12 protein-coding genes are annotated in these 14,882 nt (G+C 55.6%); 5 read left to right on the plus strand and 7 right to left on the minus strand.

The genetic code is table 11. From position 1 onward, the window contains the following. Nucleotides 1-67: 67 nt before the first annotated feature. The 4 genes from IAI47_RS14095 to IAI47_RS14110 form a co-directional block, all read right to left on the minus strand. Complete coding sequence (locus IAI47_RS14095; RefSeq protein ID WP_008924994.1) at nucleotides 68-904, minus strand: Cof-type HAD-IIB family hydrolase; 837 nt, start codon at nucleotides 902-904, stop codon at nucleotides 68-70. 101 nt (nucleotides 905-1,005) lie between these two features. Further along, nucleotides 1,006-1,470, minus strand: a complete 465-nt coding sequence (locus IAI47_RS14100; RefSeq protein ID WP_008924993.1) for an RcnB family protein — start codon at nucleotides 1,468-1,470, stop codon at nucleotides 1,006-1,008. 271 nt (nucleotides 1,471-1,741) lie between these two features. After that, nucleotides 1,742-2,839: an ABC transporter substrate-binding protein gene (locus IAI47_RS14105; protein ID WP_008924992.1), complete on the minus strand. Its 1,098-nt coding sequence runs from the start codon at nucleotides 2,837-2,839 to the stop codon at nucleotides 1,742-1,744. Between the two features lie 235 nt (nucleotides 2,840-3,074). Then, a complete protein-coding gene (locus IAI47_RS14110; RefSeq protein WP_008924991.1) occupies nucleotides 3,075-4,361 on the minus strand; it encodes an HAAAP family serine/threonine permease in 1,287 nt (428 codons plus the stop codon). Between the two features lie 365 nt (nucleotides 4,362-4,726). Here IAI47_RS14110 and IAI47_RS14115 point away from each other — a divergent pair, with 365 nt between their 5' ends. Further along, the gene (locus IAI47_RS14115; RefSeq protein ID WP_008924990.1) at nucleotides 4,727-5,317 is read left to right on the plus strand and encodes a hypothetical protein; all 591 of its coding nucleotides are present in this window, start codon (nucleotides 4,727-4,729) and stop codon (nucleotides 5,315-5,317) included. A 150-nt stretch (nucleotides 5,318-5,467) separates the two neighbouring features. Beyond that, on the plus strand, nucleotides 5,468-6,661 hold the full coding sequence (locus tag IAI47_RS14120; RefSeq protein WP_187961144.1) for a zinc-dependent alcohol dehydrogenase: 1,194 nt from the start codon (nucleotides 5,468-5,470) through the stop codon (nucleotides 6,659-6,661). A gap of 64 nt (nucleotides 6,662-6,725) precedes the next feature. On the opposite strand, the gene IAI47_RS14125 is transcribed toward IAI47_RS14120, so the two are convergent. Continuing rightward, nucleotides 6,726-6,932, minus strand: a complete 207-nt coding sequence (locus tag IAI47_RS14125) for a hypothetical protein (protein ID WP_003854053.1) — start codon at nucleotides 6,930-6,932, stop codon at nucleotides 6,726-6,728. Nucleotides 6,933-7,120: 188 nt separating this feature from the next. On the opposite strand from IAI47_RS14125, the gene IAI47_RS14130 reads away from it, so the two are divergent. Next, on the plus strand, nucleotides 7,121-7,855 hold the full coding sequence (locus IAI47_RS14130; RefSeq protein WP_008924988.1) for a GNAT family N-acetyltransferase: 735 nt from the start codon (nucleotides 7,121-7,123) through the stop codon (nucleotides 7,853-7,855). A gap of 14 nt (nucleotides 7,856-7,869) precedes the next feature. On the opposite strand, the gene IAI47_RS14135 is transcribed toward IAI47_RS14130, so the two are convergent. Then, entirely contained in the window at nucleotides 7,870-8,562 is a 693-nt protein-coding gene (locus IAI47_RS14135; protein ID WP_003854056.1) for a YetF domain-containing protein, read from the minus strand. Nucleotides 8,563-9,165: 603 nt separating this feature from the next. On the opposite strand from IAI47_RS14135, the gene IAI47_RS14140 reads away from it, so the two are divergent. Then, the gene (locus IAI47_RS14140) at nucleotides 9,166-12,924 is read left to right on the plus strand and encodes an NAD(P)-binding protein (RefSeq protein WP_008924987.1); all 3,759 of its coding nucleotides are present in this window, start codon (nucleotides 9,166-9,168) and stop codon (nucleotides 12,922-12,924) included. A 14-nt stretch (nucleotides 12,925-12,938) separates the two neighbouring features. Here the strand turns inward: IAI47_RS14140 and IAI47_RS14145 are convergent, their stop codons facing one another. Beyond that, nucleotides 12,939-13,268 (minus strand): hypothetical protein, encoded by a 330-nt coding sequence (locus IAI47_RS14145; RefSeq protein ID WP_003854059.1) that lies wholly within the window; start codon nucleotides 13,266-13,268, stop codon nucleotides 12,939-12,941. A gap of 351 nt (nucleotides 13,269-13,619) precedes the next feature. Between IAI47_RS14145 and IAI47_RS14150 the strand changes: the two genes are divergently transcribed. After that, nucleotides 13,620-14,858, plus strand: a complete 1,239-nt coding sequence (locus IAI47_RS14150) for an AI-2E family transporter (RefSeq protein WP_187961145.1) — start codon at nucleotides 13,620-13,622, stop codon at nucleotides 14,856-14,858. Nucleotides 14,859-14,882 lie beyond the last annotated feature (24 nt).

Raw genomic sequence — 14,882 nt, forward strand, 5'->3', positions numbered from 1 at the left:
GCCAGCCCTGGCAGGTCAGGCATCCGCTCAGCGCAATTCTGTTGCATCCGCGCTCTGAGACGCGAGGCTAAGCCTCTCTGGCGCTAAAAGGCCCCTCACCTGCCAGCATCTGCTCAATCACCTGCAGCACGCCCTGCTCGTTGTTAGAGGGTGCTTCAAAGCGCGCCGCCTGCTTCACCCGCTCTGGCGCGTTGCCCATGGCAAAACTAAAGCCGGACTGTTTGAGCATCTCCAGATCGTTACCGCCATCGCCGAAGGCCAGCACCTGATCGTGCGTAATCCCCCAGCGTTGAGCCAGCAGATCCAGACCGTGCGCTTTATGATTTCCCGGCACGATCAAATCTACCGAACCGTGACCGCTGGAGGTCGCCGCCACGCGGCCCTGATGCAAACGCTCAATATCCGCCATCAGTGCTTCTATGTGATCGTCAGACAGATTCAGTGCGAACTTAAACAGCCTGTCATCCTGCACCTCATTCAGATGATGAATCGGCTTCAGCCGGTGACAGTAGTGGCGCATCTTCTTAAGCCAGGTCTCTTCCATGCCCTCGAAGTAATACGCGCTGTCACGTCCACACAGCAGGTAACGCAGGCCGGGATAGTTGCCGTTTTGCAGAGTGTCGATGACCGCTTCCACATCACGTCGTTCAAAGGCACCGCAAAACAGCTCCTCATCACGATCAATAATCCATGCGCCGTTCTCTGCCACAAAAGCGATATCGCTGGCGATCTCCGGGAAGAAGGATTTGAGCTGGTAATACTGATTGCCGCTGGCTACCACAAATTTGATGTCACGGGCGGTGAGTTGCTGATAGCCGTCGAGAAAACGGGATCGATTATACTGCTTGTTATCGTCCAGAAACGTGCCATCCATATCTACCGCAACCATCTTAACCGTCGTCATCATGACTCCTTACACAGGAAATTTCAGAGTGGAGTCTCAGGATAGCCGCTGGCGCAGCAAAACGGAAAGAAAGAGGGATGGCCTGAGCCATCCCCCGGGAATCAGTTCAGGGCGCTATTCAGCACCAGCGCGGTAATCACCCCGGTCGCGGCAGCAATCAGCACATAGTTGCCATCAATGTTTGCCCAGTGGTAACCACGTGGCGGTTCACGCAGACCGCGTTCATGCCAGTCGGCTACACGATAGTGGTCACCGCGATATTCTGGCGGAACAGGATGGCCGCGACGGAAGTCGTGCCCCTGCCAGGCGAAATGGTCCCGTTCATTGCGGCCCTCTCTGCCATGGCGTTTGTTATCCTGATCCGGGCGATGATTGCCCATATCATGATCGCGATTGTCGCGGCCGCGATTCTGGTCAGGACCGCGATTGTCAGGACGATGATCATCATTCTGATGTGGCACCGGCATACGCTGTGCGTCTCCGTGATCGTCTGCCCGTGAGGCCTGAGAAAAGAGTGTGCTGCATGTCAAAAGTGAAGCGATAAGCGTAAGTGTTGTTTTTTTCATGATACTGCCTCCGAAAATAACGGCTGTTCAGGCACCGTTGATCGGCATGATGGCAATAATTGTGGCGGGAGACATCTTCAAAAGTCTTAAAATCCGGTAACTTACACACTATTACGCTTGCTTAGCGCTTTCTTAACACGCGTCATATCCGGACAGCTTTCCTGACGTAATCCAGATATCAAAGAGTCAGCCTGATAATAACGCATCAGGCTGACTGTTTAAGCGTTGAGATGCGTCAGGATGCTGAATCGCTCTCTGACGCGTTATCCGGTTATGGCGTACTGAGGATCACTGGCGCGTCCGGTAACCCGGTAAAGTGCGTCACAATGTGGTGATAATCAGCCGTCGGATCCAGATCCCTGAACAAATCCGGATAGAGATCTTTTGCCAGAATTTCCATTCCGATAATGTTGTAAGGGTGATTATAGAAATGGTGATAAACGCCATACACCCGCTTCTGTTTTATCGGTTCGATCTGCTCCAGACCGGTACGGCTCTGCAGGCGGTTAAAGGTGGCGGTCACGTCGGCCTGGCTGGCACCGTAGCCAAACGGCAGCACGTTGCTGTTCGGGCGTTTAGAGCCGGTCATGATGTAGACGTCCGGCTTCATGGCGATAATCTTCTCCAGCGACACAAATCCTGAACTGCCGGGCAGTAACGCTGAGCCAATATTTTTTCCACCGACCGCTTCTACCAGTGCGCCCCAGCCGTTATGACCGTGGGTAAAGCAGCAGTTATCGCTGTTGCCGGCAATTGGCTCAATAAACACTGTCGGCTTGTGCTGCACCTGCGCAATCTTCTGCTGAAGCATCTCCCAGCGCTGCTGGTAAAAATCGGCATAGGCTTTTGCTTCGGCTTCGCGGTTCAGAACGGTGCCCAGCACTTTCACACTCTTCAGGGTATTCTCTTTTGGATGGAGTTCATCATCCAGGAACAGCACCGGGATATGCAGATTTTTCAGGGTCGCCAGCACGCCTGACTGCATCAGGGCCGGTTTGGCACGCAGCTGGGCAATCATCATATCGGGCTGCTGAGCCAGCACGCTCTCCAGATTGACCTGTCCCTGATCGTTAAAGCCCATATCCACAATGGATGCGGCCTGCGGCCAGCGCTGCTTCAGCAGGTCCCAGGTCTGAGTGTCCTGCTTTTTCGGCAGGTTGTTCCAGGCGACAACCCGCTGAAACGGATTCTGTCGATCCAGTAGTGCCAGCGACATCACGTCGCGCCCATCCTGCAAAATTACATGTTGCGGCTCTTTTTGCAGCGTAACTTTCTGGCCATCCATGTCGGTCACGGTGACCGGATAGGTGGTAGCCGCAGAGGCCGTTGACAGTAAAAGTGTGGTAGCTGCAGCAATCCCGATTTTCATTTTTCTCCTGTCCCATAAAGGAATAATAATTATTCGCGTTTACTTTACCATGCGAATACGTAACAAATGTAAAAATTGCTGACCGGATGCTACTGTCAGAGAAGATCAGGAACGCGATTGCTGGCTGAAATCACGAAGCGATGGCGCAGAATTGCGGATGAGGACAGTAAGAACGGCGAGTGGCGGGCAGGAAAGCAGGCGCGTCTCAGCGTGACTGAGATGCGCCTGTTGCGTGTTACTTCACCAGCGAATAGAAGATTGCAGAGATAGCAATTAGTCCGATCAACACAACAAACAGGTTGCTGATGTGACCACTGTATTTACGCATCGCGGGCACCTTCTGGATGGCATACATCGGCATCAGGAACAGGATCATGGCAATAATCGGTCCGCCCAGTGTCTCAATCATGCCGAGAATATTCGGGTCCAGCGTCGCCACCAGCCATGTGGTCAGCAGCATAAAGAGTGCCGTCAGGCGATTCAGTCTGGCTGGCGCGATGGTCTTACCGCGACTGCGCAACGCCTTATTGACCATACCGTTAAATCCTTCGCGCGCACCCAGATAGTGACCCAGGAATGATTTGGTGATCGCCACAATGGCAATCAGCGGCCCCATCCACGCAATCATCGGCACCTGAAAATGGTTAGCCAGATAAGAAAGGATGGTGATGTTCTGCGCCTTGGCAGCGTGTAAATCTTCGGGCGACAGGCTCAGCACGCAGCTGAACACAAAGAACATCACCGTCACTACCATCATCAGGTGCGAACAGGCCAGAATGCGCGAACACTTTTTCTCAGCGGCATCGCCATACTCTTCGCGCTTCGCCAGCGCAAAGGAAGAGATGATAGGTGAATGGTTAAACGAGAAGACCATCACCGGAATCGCCAGCCACAGCGTCATCCACAGGCTGCTGCCCGCAGGCTGAACGTTAAGGGTCGACAGCGCCGCGCCGTGCCAGTGTGGAATCAGGTAGCAGGCCATCAGCATCAGTACCGCCACAAACGGGTAAACCAGCACGCTCATCGCTTTCACGATCATCTTCTCGCCGAAACGCACAATGGTCATCAGTCCGACAATCAGCAGCAGCGACAGCAGCACACGCGGCGGTGGCACCAGGCCAAGCTGATGCACCATCAGGCTCTCTACCGTATTGGTAATCGCCACGCTGTACATCAGCAGTATCGGGTAGATAGCGAAGAAATAGAGCAGCGTAATCAGCTTGCCCGCGCCGACGCCAAAATGCTCCTCGACCACTTCAGTGATATCACCGGCCGGATTTTTACCGGAGAGCACAAAGCGCGTCAGAGCGCGGTGCGCAAAGAAGGTCAGCGGAAAAGCCAGCACCGCCATAATGATCAGCGGGATCAGACCGCCGACACCCGCATTAATTGGCAGGAACAGTACACCCGCGCCAATTGCCGTGCCGTATAAACCCAGCATCCACATGGTGTCGGTTTTACGCCATCCCGTATCGACGTCACTCTCAAGCGCACCCAGCGTGCCCGTTTGCGTGGTTTTCATCAGATTTTCCGTGTTAAAAAGCCGCCATTAATTTGAGCCAACAGGCAGGAAAAGGTCTCTCCCGCTCTCCGCCTCTGCTGCAAGCGGATCAGTGAAGGGTGCCGCTGATCCGCCCGCGCATAGGTAATCGATTGCGTGCGCCACTTTTTACACTACATGACGATAAAACTTCAAGTAACGAAGATAAACTCGCATGTGTTGCGCAAAAATCCGTCATATCGTGCAAGGCGACTGCACGGCGATCATGCCATTTATGTGGCGGTTTTACCCCCTTAAAAAGGTGATCCCTGCAACGATTCAGCATAACGGACTACGCTTTACCTCACGCTGTCGCGATCACGCCGACAGATGCAAAGGAGATGAAAATGAAGATTGCCTGCCTGGGATGGGGATCGTTAATCTGGAAAACCGGCGACCTGCCAGTGGCCAGTCCGTGGCATCATGATGGTCCTGCGGTACCGATTGAATTTGTGCGCATCGCTGACGGCGGTGAACTCTCGACCGCAATCTGTCTGAACGCAAAACCGGTGCAGGTACTCTGGGCCTGGTTAAACACGGCGTCACTGGAGAGCGCCTGCCGTGCATTGCGCCTTCGTGAGGCGATTCCGGACAGCCGCGTCGATGGCATCGGCATAATTACGGTGACAGAGAACGCAACCGGACCGCTGGCGGAGTGGGCACAGACGAAAGGCATTGAAGGATTAATCTGGACCGGTCTGCCCGCCCGCATGGCGGGAACGGAAGGCCAGATCCCCACGCTGGATGACGCACGGCACTATTTGCAGAATCTCACCGGTGAAACACGCGAGCATGCGTTTCACTACATCGAACAGGTTCCGGCGCAGATCGATACGGTTTATCGTCGTGCCTTTGCCGATCTGTCCCGCTGGCAGCCCGATTCGGCCTCCGCCCCGGTCGCTACGATCCAGCTGCATCCGCCCTGTCAGCCCGGCTGATACAGCTCAGTCATATGCACCGCTCTGCTTACTCCTCAAAGGGTTACTACACTTCAGGCAGGTTGCGATTTCAGGTTCCCTGAGTCTTTCCCGCGGGTAGTCACGCCTTCTGGCCTGACCACCATTCCCTTGTCAGCAGGAGATGAAGAGATGAAAGCATTAACTTATCATGGTCCCCATAAAGTCAGTGTGGATAACGTGCCCGATCCGGGACTGGAAGCCGCCGATGATATTATCCTGCGTGTGACCGCTACCGCTATTTGCGGTTCAGACCTGCATCTCTATCGCGGCAAAATCCCGGGGACCGGGCATGGCGATATCTTCGGTCATGAGTTTATGGGTGAAGTGGTTGAGACCGGAAGCGCAGTAACCGCCGTGGCCAAAGGTGATCGGGTTGTCATCCCTTTTGTTATCGCCTGTGGCGACTGCTTTTTCTGCCTCATGAGTCAGTATGCCGCCTGTGAAAATACCAATAGCGGACGAGGCGCCATCCTGAACCGCAAAAACATCACGCCACCTGCGGCGCTGTTTGGGTTCAGCAAGCTTTATGGCGGTGTGCCTGGCGGCCAGGCGGAATATGTCCGTGTGCCCAAAGCCAATACAGGCCCGTTCAAAGTGCCGTCGGTGCTGTCGGATGAAAAAGTGCTGTTCCTGTCGGATATTCTGCCCACTGCCTGGCAGGCGGTGAAAAACGCTGAGGTCAAGCCGGGCTCCAGCCTGGCAATTTTCGGTGCCGGACCGGTTGGCCTGCTCAGTGCTTCCTGCGCCCGCCAGCAGGGTGCCGAACAGATCTACATGATTGACCATAATAATTACCGCTTAAACTTTGCCCGCGAACGTTACGGCGTAATCCCGATTAATTTCGATGAAATTGATGATCCGGCTGGCTGGATTATCGAACACAGTACCGGCAATCGCGGTGTAGATGCCGTAATTGATGCCGTCGGGTTTGAGGCAAAAGGCAGCATGACTGAGACCGTGCTCACCAATCTCAAGCTGGAAGGCAGTAGCGGCAAAGCATTACGTCAGTGTATTGCTGCAGTGCGACGTGGCGGTATCGTCAGCGTGCCAGGCGTCTACGCAGGATTTATTCACGGCTTTCTGTTTGGCGATGCCTTCGACAAAGGGCTGACCTTTAAGATGGGACAGACGCATGTCCATGCTTATCTGCCTGACCTGCTGAAGCTGATTGAGCAAGGCCATCTGACGCCGGAAGAGATTATAACTCACCATCTCCCGCTGGAAGATGCCGCACGCGGCTACGATATTTTCGCAAAACGCGAAGAGGAGTGTCGCAAGGTGATTCTGGTGCCTGGCATGGCAGCCTCCCAGGCCACCATTTAGTCACATGAACCAGCAGGGCCACATTCCCTGCTCCCCGGCAGAGAACTCTGCCGGGGAATTCATTTCAAAACGGCTTACGCTCCAGACTGCTTCGCCACTCCCGCCGCTCCAGCAGATGTTCATCCGGCGAATCCGCCGTGTCCACCTGACTCCCCTGCTCGAGCAGTCGCGCACTGCGTGAATGGGGATGACTTTCACTGATCACCTGTTGTGAAAACGCGCCAAACGATAACAGCAAAAACAGTAATGTACTGGCCAGCCTCACTTTCATACGCACACCTCAATGAATTCGGTGTCGCTATGCTGCCTGAAGGGTTTTCATTTTCTGTCAGTAACAGGCAAAGTTATGTGGGTAGCGGGAACAAGCTGCGACGGGTTTACTCGCGGTTCAGGATAGCCCGTCAGTACAGCTCGAAAGTTTTCCCGCTTCCCGTCCCTATTCCCTTCAGGAGGATGCCAGTGAACATCAATCAGTTTGATCAGCCGGTCGGTGAAGCGTTGCCCGACTGGCAGCCGGTCGCCAGACCTCACGGCGTTCCTCTCCAGGGACAGCACTGCCTTCTTTTACCGCTTAGCGTGGAACATGCGGCGTCGCTGTTACAGGCCTTTATGCTGGCACCTGATGATCGCGACTGGACCTGGCTGAGCGCAGAGCGGCCCGCTTCGCTGATGCAGATGCAGCGCTGGATTGCGGATAAAGTTGCTGATAAAGCCCTGGTACCCTTCACTGTCTGCACGCCGAATCAGCAGCCCTGCGGTGTGGTCTGCTTCGCCAGCATTGAACCCGAACATGGCACCCTTGAAATCGGTCACGTCACCTGGTCGCCGCTGATGCAGCGTAGTGTGATCGGCAGCGAGGCGATTTTTCTGCTGCTGCAACAGGTTTTCTCGCTGGGGTATCGGCGAGTCGCGTGGCGCTGTGATTCAACCAATGTGGCGTCACGACGCGCAGCAGAACGGCTGGGGTTTCGATTTGAGGGCCGTTTTCGTCAGGTCATGACGCGAAAACAGCGTAATCGGGATACCGACTGGCTGTCGATGATTGATCGGGAATGGCCAGACGTTCAGCGCGCCCTGAACGCCTGGCTGAGCGCGGATAATTTCACCGCCGAAGGAGAGCAAAAGCGCTCACTCAGCGCCTGTTTCGCCGGTGCTCATCGGGGCGATACTGACGCGACAAGCCGGAAAGGTTAAGCAGGCACGGGCCATTAATGCAGCCGACGCACGCTCAGTGCCGCAGACCAGCGCTGCCGCTGACAGCGCGGACAGACGGCCGGCTGCCCGGCTTCTATCCTCTGTGTTTGCCCGCAATGCGTGCAGGCGTAAAGGGCGCTGATCGGCACCGTACTGTAATCCTGCCGATGCTCCGGCGGCAGTATGCTTAGCCCGGCGCGCATCTCATTATCATCATAGAAATAGAGGCTAAGCTGACCGTCGACCTCCACCAGCGCCAGCCGGACCTGTCCCAGATGCTCCACGCCGCTCTGCCGCAACTCCATAAAGAACTCATCTTCGGAAATATTCAGCCGATCCAGACTTTCCAGCACATACAACCCATCTTTAATCAGCGTAATGACGTCGCCCTGAATAAATCGTGAAAAGCGCGGGCTGTGTGCCGTCAGCCAGGTCGTCAGGCGGTAGAGGGCCAGAAGCACCACAAACACCATAATGACCGGCAACACCGGTACATCATCGTAAAATGTGACGTCACCCGATGCCGAGCCCAGTGTCAGGATGACCACCAGTTCGAACAGGGACAGCTGGCGCACGCCGCGTCGTCCAGACACTTTCAAAAAGGTGAATACCACCAGATATGCGATCAGGACCCGCGCCACCACCTCAAATAAAAAAGTGGCCGGTTGATCGTTGAGTAAGAAACGGTGCCAGTCGAATGAGAACATAGTCTGCTAAACATCCTGTTTTAAGGGAACGCGCATTATCGCAGCCCTCCGTTGATGACCCGCAGATTCAGGCCAGTGATAAGTAAATCTTGTCGCCAGCCCGCCAAAAGGCAAGCGAAGCTGTAACGTAAAAGCGGGTGAGTCTGACCTCTCTGCATGTGAAGGAAAAGGTTAATAAAGCTGAAAATAGCGCTGACGCTGTTCACGTTGCGCTTATCAAACAGATTATGAAACTTAACCAAAAAACATCCTGTTTCTGACTGGGATTCTTTTACCGCTACGCTTTTTTCTTTTTACTTCAATGAGTTGATTACCACACTCTCGCATCTATACTTTCCAGTAAGGCTTCCGTAAACCCGATAACATTCAGAGAAGTCAGTCTTTTTCCTGTCGATAGCGCCGCACATAGATACCTGCTATCTCTCGTCCAGACCGCCACAGGACCTGATGCCTGTCCTTCAGTGGTTGTGCCTTATGGCAAGGATCGCCCATCTGTTCAGACTGGTCATAACGACCAGTCTGCAATGCATACCTGTAACGCCCTGACCCGTTTCACGACGGCTCGTCAGAGAGAAACGTGTTGCTTTTTTTTCGGGAGATGCCATGACGCCTTTTACCAGTTTCTGGCAGGCCGGCTATGAAGGTGCCGACCATATCAATCCTGCCGGGATTGCGCTGTCGATGAACGATCTTAATCAGCATCAGGCACGTGTAGCAGAGGATTATGCCGCGCTGTCCCCCTTTTCTATTCGCACGGTACGCGAAAGCGTCGGCTGGCGCTTATGTGAACGCGATGGGCATTATGACTTTTCGACGGTCGCTGCGCGGATGCGGGCCGCAGAGCAGCAGGGCATCCAGCTGAGCTGGACAATCTGCCATTACGGCTGGCCCGCTGGCGTCAGCCTGTTTGATCACGATTTTATCAGTCGCTTTGCTGCGTTCTGCGGTGCGCTGGCCCGCTTTCTGGCGCCCTGGTATCAGCAGCCGCCGGTCTACTCCCCAATGAATGAAATCTCCTTTGTCAGTTGGGGCATCTCGGTCGGGCTGTTCGCCTGTGAGGCGATTCCGGCGCCGGATCGGGCGGATGCTGCCAAGCAGCAACTGGTTCGCGCCACTCTGGCCGCCTGTGATGCGATCTGGCTGGCCGATCCGCGCGCCCGTCTGCTGCACTGCGATCCGCTGATCCATATCGTGCCCGATCCTGCCGATCCCACCAGTGACGTGCTGGCACGTGAGATGTGCGATACCCAGTATCAGGCGTGGGACATGCTTAGCGGCAGGCGTAACCCGGAGCTGGGTGGCACACCCCGCTATCTCGATCTGATTGGCGTGAATTACTACCACGATAACCAGTGGGAACAGGGCTCAAACCTCCGCCTTTACTGGCATCTGGGCGACAACCGCCGCCAGCCACTGCATCAGATGCTGCAGCAAGTCTGGCAGCGTTACCAGCGGCCCATTCTGCTGGCGGAAACGAGTCATGTTGGCAGCGGACGTGGAGCCTGGATCAGCGAAATCACCGCCCAGGTAGCGCAGGCACAGCTGGCAGGCGTTGATCTGATCGGCATCTGCCTCTATCCGATCCTCGATCGTCCCTTGTGGGAAGAGACAACCTTCTGGACCCGCAGCGGTTTATGGGATCTCGATCTGCTGGGGCCGGATCCTTACGCCCGCCAGTTACAGCAGCCTTATGCCGACGCTTTACGGCAGGCGCAGCGCTTTTTGCAGCACATTCAGTCCCCACTACAACGTCAGGAGCACACCATGAAACCACCTGTTCTCATTGTTTTCAGCCATTTACGCTGGGGATTTGTTTTCCAGCGTCCGCAGCAGCTTCTGACACGCCTGGCGCAGCACTATCGCGTGCTGTTTTTCGAGGAGCCGGTCCGGCAGTCGGGGCCACCGGGTCTGCATCAGAGTTCACCTGCCGCTAACATCACGGTCATCCAGCCACATACCGACAGCGACGCGCCCGGTTTTCATGACAGCCAGATCGCGCCACTGTTGCTGCTGCTGGCGCCACTTCTTGAGGAAGATGAACAGCCGCTGATCTGGTTCTATACGCCGATGGCGCTGCCGCTGCTGACGCCGTTTGATCCCTCGCTGGTAATTTACGACTGTATGGATGAGCTTTCCGCCTTCCAGAATGCGCCGCGCCAGTTGCAACAGCGCGAATCGGCACTGATGACCCGCGCCGATCTGGTCTTTACCGGCGGCACCAGTCTTTACGAAGCGAAGCGTGACAAACATTCTCAGGTCTATTGCTTTCCCAGCAGTGTCGATGCTGTTCATTTTGAGCAGGCACGCGATCGCACTAATCGTCATCCGTTGCAGGATACGATTCCACCGCAGCGTCTGGGATACTACGGCGTGCTTGATGAGCGCATCGACCTGTCGCTGATTGCGACGCTGGCAGACACCCACCCCGAATGGCAGATCATTATGGTTGGGCCGGTAGTAAAAATTGATCCCGCCAGCCTGCCACAGCGCGACAATATTCACTGGCTCGGCCAGCAGCCCTACCAGGCACTGCCGCAATTTCTGGCAGGCTGGGATGTTTGTCTGATGCCGTTCGCCATTAATGCCTCCACCCGCTTCATCTCGCCTACCAAGGTGCTGGAATATATGGCGGCGCAGCTGCCGATTGTCAGTACCGCGATTGTCGATGTGGCGCGCCACTACGCAGAGGAGGTGGCAGTAGCAGAAACTCACCCGGCGTTTATTGCCGCTTGTGAACAGGCAATGGCGATGGGTGCCGCTGAGCGGCTGGCGCTGATGGGACGGATGCAGACAAAAGTGGATGCCACCTCATGGGATCGCACCGCTGAGCAGATACATGGGCTGATCCAGCAGGCGCTCGCGCAACGTCAGCCTGCCCTGAAGTCAGCCAGTCAGGCCAGCGCACAGGCTAACGTCACACCTTTAACGCCGGCCATGCTGGAGAGCGAAGCGGTGCCCTGCCTGATTATCGGCGCCGGACCCACCGGGCTGAGCGCCGGTTATCACTATGGCGAAGGCGCAGTCCTGCTGGAGAAAAATAGCACCCCAGGCGGCTGGTGCCGCTCGATTGACGATCAGGGGTTCACCTTCGATTATGCTGGTCACATTATGTTCTCGCAGGACCCATATGTGTTGCAGCTCTATGAAATGCTGCTGGGCGACAATCTGCACTGGCAGGCACGTGAAGCCTGGGTCTACAGTGACGGCGTGTATACCCGCTATCCGTTCCAGTCTGCGCTGCACGGCTTACCCGTCGAAGTGGTAAAAGAGTGCGTGCTGGGGGCTATCGAGGCGCGTTATGGCGCAACGGCGACAGCTGCCGTGCCGCTGGATCGCGCGCGGGCGCGGCGGGATTGCTGTGCGGATGGCGCGATTCCTGATGAGGGCAGCAGCAGCGGCATGGTGGAAGGCGAAGAGGATTTCCAGCACTTCATTATGCGAACCTGGGGTAAAGGCATCGCACGTCACTTTGCCCTGCCCTACAACCAGAAGCTGTGGAAGGTGCCGTTGAGCGACATGGAAACCTCGTGGCTGGGCGGACGCGTCCCACTGCCCGATCTGTCGCAGATCATCGATGGCGCACTACAACCACTGGCGAAACCGGTCGGCCCTAACGCCCGATTTGGCTATCCGCTGCGCGGCGGTTTCCAGGCACTGATGTCCGGCTTCCTGCCGCATCTGAAATGTACGCTGGAAACGGATACGACGCTGACCCGCATCTATTCGCAGGCGCATGTTGCGCTGCTGGCGGATGGTCGCCACTACCGTTATGAGCAGTTGATTAGCACCATGCCGCTACCTGAGCTGATTAAACTGATGGGCGATGAGGTGCCGGAGAGTGTGCAACGGGCGGCGCAGCAGCTGCAGTTTGTTTCGGTGCGCTGTGTGAATCTGGGCATTGGTCGCGCTGATCTGACCGAAAAGCACTGGATTTACTATCCTGGCGATACGCTGTTCCACCGCATCTTTGTGCAGGGTAATGCCAGCCCACACTGCAATCCGCCGGGCGGATTCGGCTTAACCTGCGAAATCACCTACAATGCGGCCAACCCACTGCCGCTGGAGGGCGATGCGCTGATTGAGCGCTGCCGTCAGGATTGCATCAGGGTCGGCATGATCACTGCGGACGATCCGCTGCTTTGTGCTTCAGAGGTTGATATGCCCTATGCCTACGTGGTCTATGACCATGCACGAAGCGATAACGTGGCGCTGATCCGTCAGTGGCTGCTGACTCAGGATATTCATCTGTCGGGTCGCTACAGCGAGTGGGAATATTACAATTCGGATCACGCGTTTCTGGCAGGTAAACGTGCAGCCGAAAATGTCCGGCTGCAGCATGTCCGCGCAGGAACCGTTGGCTGATTTTAAGCCGCCCGCTACGACAGTCGCTGGCTGCACTTCGCGGCTTTCAGCGACTGTAACTGATTCAGTCGCCGTTCTGCCTTCTGGCTGGCATTGTATTTCGCAATGCCATTACCCAGCCCGAAATCGCCGACAAACCCCAGTACGGTCAGTGCATCAAACTGGCCGGTTTGCTCAATGTCACTCTGCACGCTGTGCGCTTTCACGAGTTCCTGATCCAGTGCACTGCAGTTAAGTGTCGCCGTCTCTTCCGGCGTTACCGCCGCCGCCTGAGGATACTGTTTGGTGGCACAGCCGGTTAGTGCCAGCGCCAGCAGCACCGTTAAAACGCTCGGTTTACCCATTTCTTATTGCCTGTTTTTTGCTCAGTCAACGCTATTATCGGCAGCATACACAGAGAACATGAGTCTCTGACCTACCAATAATGGTCGAAACCGCTACGCTAATGTAGGATTCAGCGCGCTGCAGTCATAAGCAGCCTGCTACCGACCGGAAGTCACGCAGCGAACGAACATTATCCGTTCATCACTTCTGCCAGACCTTTCAGATAGTTAGCCAGTATGATGCTGCCACCAGCAGCGTGTTAAGAACAAAGCCAGACCGTTAATGCGTCCCAGGCCCTCGCATAGGCGAAGACAGGCACAGAAAATTTGCGCGTCGGGTTTATCAGCGTTTGTTCCAGATGAGGTTTTTCCATGCGTTTTAAAGGATTGAACATCGGGTTTTTCATTTTGATTCTGGCTATCGCCACCGTCGCTTTTTTTGACGTCCTTTCGCCCTATTTCTCGTCGATTTTATGGGCAGCGATTCTGGCGGTCATTTTCCATCCGCTGAAAACCTGGTTTCGTAATCGACTGGGTGATCGTAATGGCGTAGCGGCGTTAATTACCCTGCTCTGTATTTGCCTGATTGTGTTTACGCCGCTGGCGATCATTGCCTCCTCACTGGTGGTTGAAACCAACGCGGTCTATCACAAGCTGCAGACCAACTCGTCGCAGTTCCCGGTGGTCTTCGCCGATCTGTTGCAGCATCTGCCGCGCTGGGCGAAGCATTTTCTGGCTGAAAACAATCTGGATAACGCCGGGCAGATTCAGCAGAAGCTCTCCTCGTTTGCCCTTAAGGGCGGTCAGTATGTCGCGGGCAGCGCCTTTATTATCGGTAAAGGAACGTTCAGCTTCACCGTCGGCTTTGGCATCATGCTTTATCTGCTGTTCTTCCTGCTGAAAGATGGCTCCTATCTGGTACATCTGATTCTGGAAGCGCTGCCGCTTTCAACCTACGTGAAGCATCACCTGATGGTGAAGTTTGCCGCCGTGGCGCGCGCGACGGTGAAAGGCACGGTGGTAGTCGGTATCGTTCAGGGTATTCTCGGCGGGCTGGCCTTCTGGTTTACCGGCATCGACGGCAGCCTGCTGTGGGGTGCGCTGATGGCCTTCCTCTCCCTGATTCCGGCCGTCGGTTCCGCCATTATCTGGGTGCCTGCGGCGATCTTCTTCTTCGCCACTGGCGCACTGTGGAAAGGGCTGTTCCTGGTGGGTTTCTTCGTGGTGATTGTCGGTCTGGTGGATAATATCCTGCGTCCGCTGCTGGTCGGCAAAGACACCAAAATGCCTGACTATATGATCCTGATTGCCACGCTGGGCGGCATGGAAATCTACGGCATTAACGGTTTTGTTATCGGTCCGGTGATTGCTGCTCTGTTTATCGCCTGCTGGAATCTCCTCTCCGGACGCGACAACCGCGAGAATATCGAAGCCATCGACGAAGAGTTTATCGAAGAAGGCAAGAAACAGTCCGATGACGCCGCCGAGGCAGCAGCAGAAGCCGCGGCAGAAGCGGCTGCGGCATCAGCGGAAGCGGCTGCAGAAACGGAAAGCAAAGTCTCAGCGTTAGTCGCCTCGCAGAGAGAGAAAGCAGCCTTGAATAAGCCCTGACAGCGTCAGGCCATAAAAAAACCC

Origin of the sequence: Pantoea sp. MT58 (genome assembly GCF_014495885.1) — a bacterium.
Lineage (GTDB): Bacteria > Pseudomonadota > Gammaproteobacteria > Enterobacterales > Enterobacteriaceae > Pantoea > Pantoea eucalypti.

What these genes read in the sequence shown, in the direction of transcription:
- IAI47_RS14105 (WP_008924992.1), bottom strand. Translation starts at nt 2,839, where the DNA reads ATGAAAATCGGGATTGCTGCAGCTACCACACTTTTACTGTCAACGGCC.
- IAI47_RS14140 (WP_008924987.1), top strand. Translation starts at nt 9,166, where the DNA reads ATGACGCCTTTTACCAGTTTCTGGCAGGCCGGCTATGAAGGTGCCGAC.
- IAI47_RS14125 (WP_003854053.1), bottom strand. Translation starts at nt 6,932, where the DNA reads ATGAAAGTGAGGCTGGCCAGTACATTACTGTTTTTGCTGTTATCGTTT.
- IAI47_RS14120 (WP_187961144.1), top strand. Translation starts at nt 5,468, where the DNA reads ATGAAAGCATTAACTTATCATGGTCCCCATAAAGTCAGTGTGGATAAC.
- IAI47_RS14095 (WP_008924994.1), bottom strand. Translation starts at nt 904, where the DNA reads ATGACGACGGTTAAGATGGTTGCGGTAGATATGGATGGCACGTTTCTG.
- IAI47_RS14115 (WP_008924990.1), top strand. Translation starts at nt 4,727, where the DNA reads ATGAAGATTGCCTGCCTGGGATGGGGATCGTTAATCTGGAAAACCGGC.
- IAI47_RS14145 (WP_003854059.1), bottom strand. Translation starts at nt 13,268, where the DNA reads ATGGGTAAACCGAGCGTTTTAACGGTGCTGCTGGCGCTGGCACTAACC.
- IAI47_RS14100 (WP_008924993.1), bottom strand. Translation starts at nt 1,470, where the DNA reads ATGAAAAAAACAACACTTACGCTTATCGCTTCACTTTTGACATGCAGC.
- IAI47_RS14110 (WP_008924991.1), bottom strand. Translation starts at nt 4,361, where the DNA reads ATGAAAACCACGCAAACGGGCACGCTGGGTGCGCTTGAGAGTGACGTC.
- IAI47_RS14150 (WP_187961145.1), top strand. Translation starts at nt 13,620, where the DNA reads ATGCGTTTTAAAGGATTGAACATCGGGTTTTTCATTTTGATTCTGGCT.
- IAI47_RS14135 (WP_003854056.1), bottom strand. Translation starts at nt 8,562, where the DNA reads ATGTTCTCATTCGACTGGCACCGTTTCTTACTCAACGATCAACCGGCC.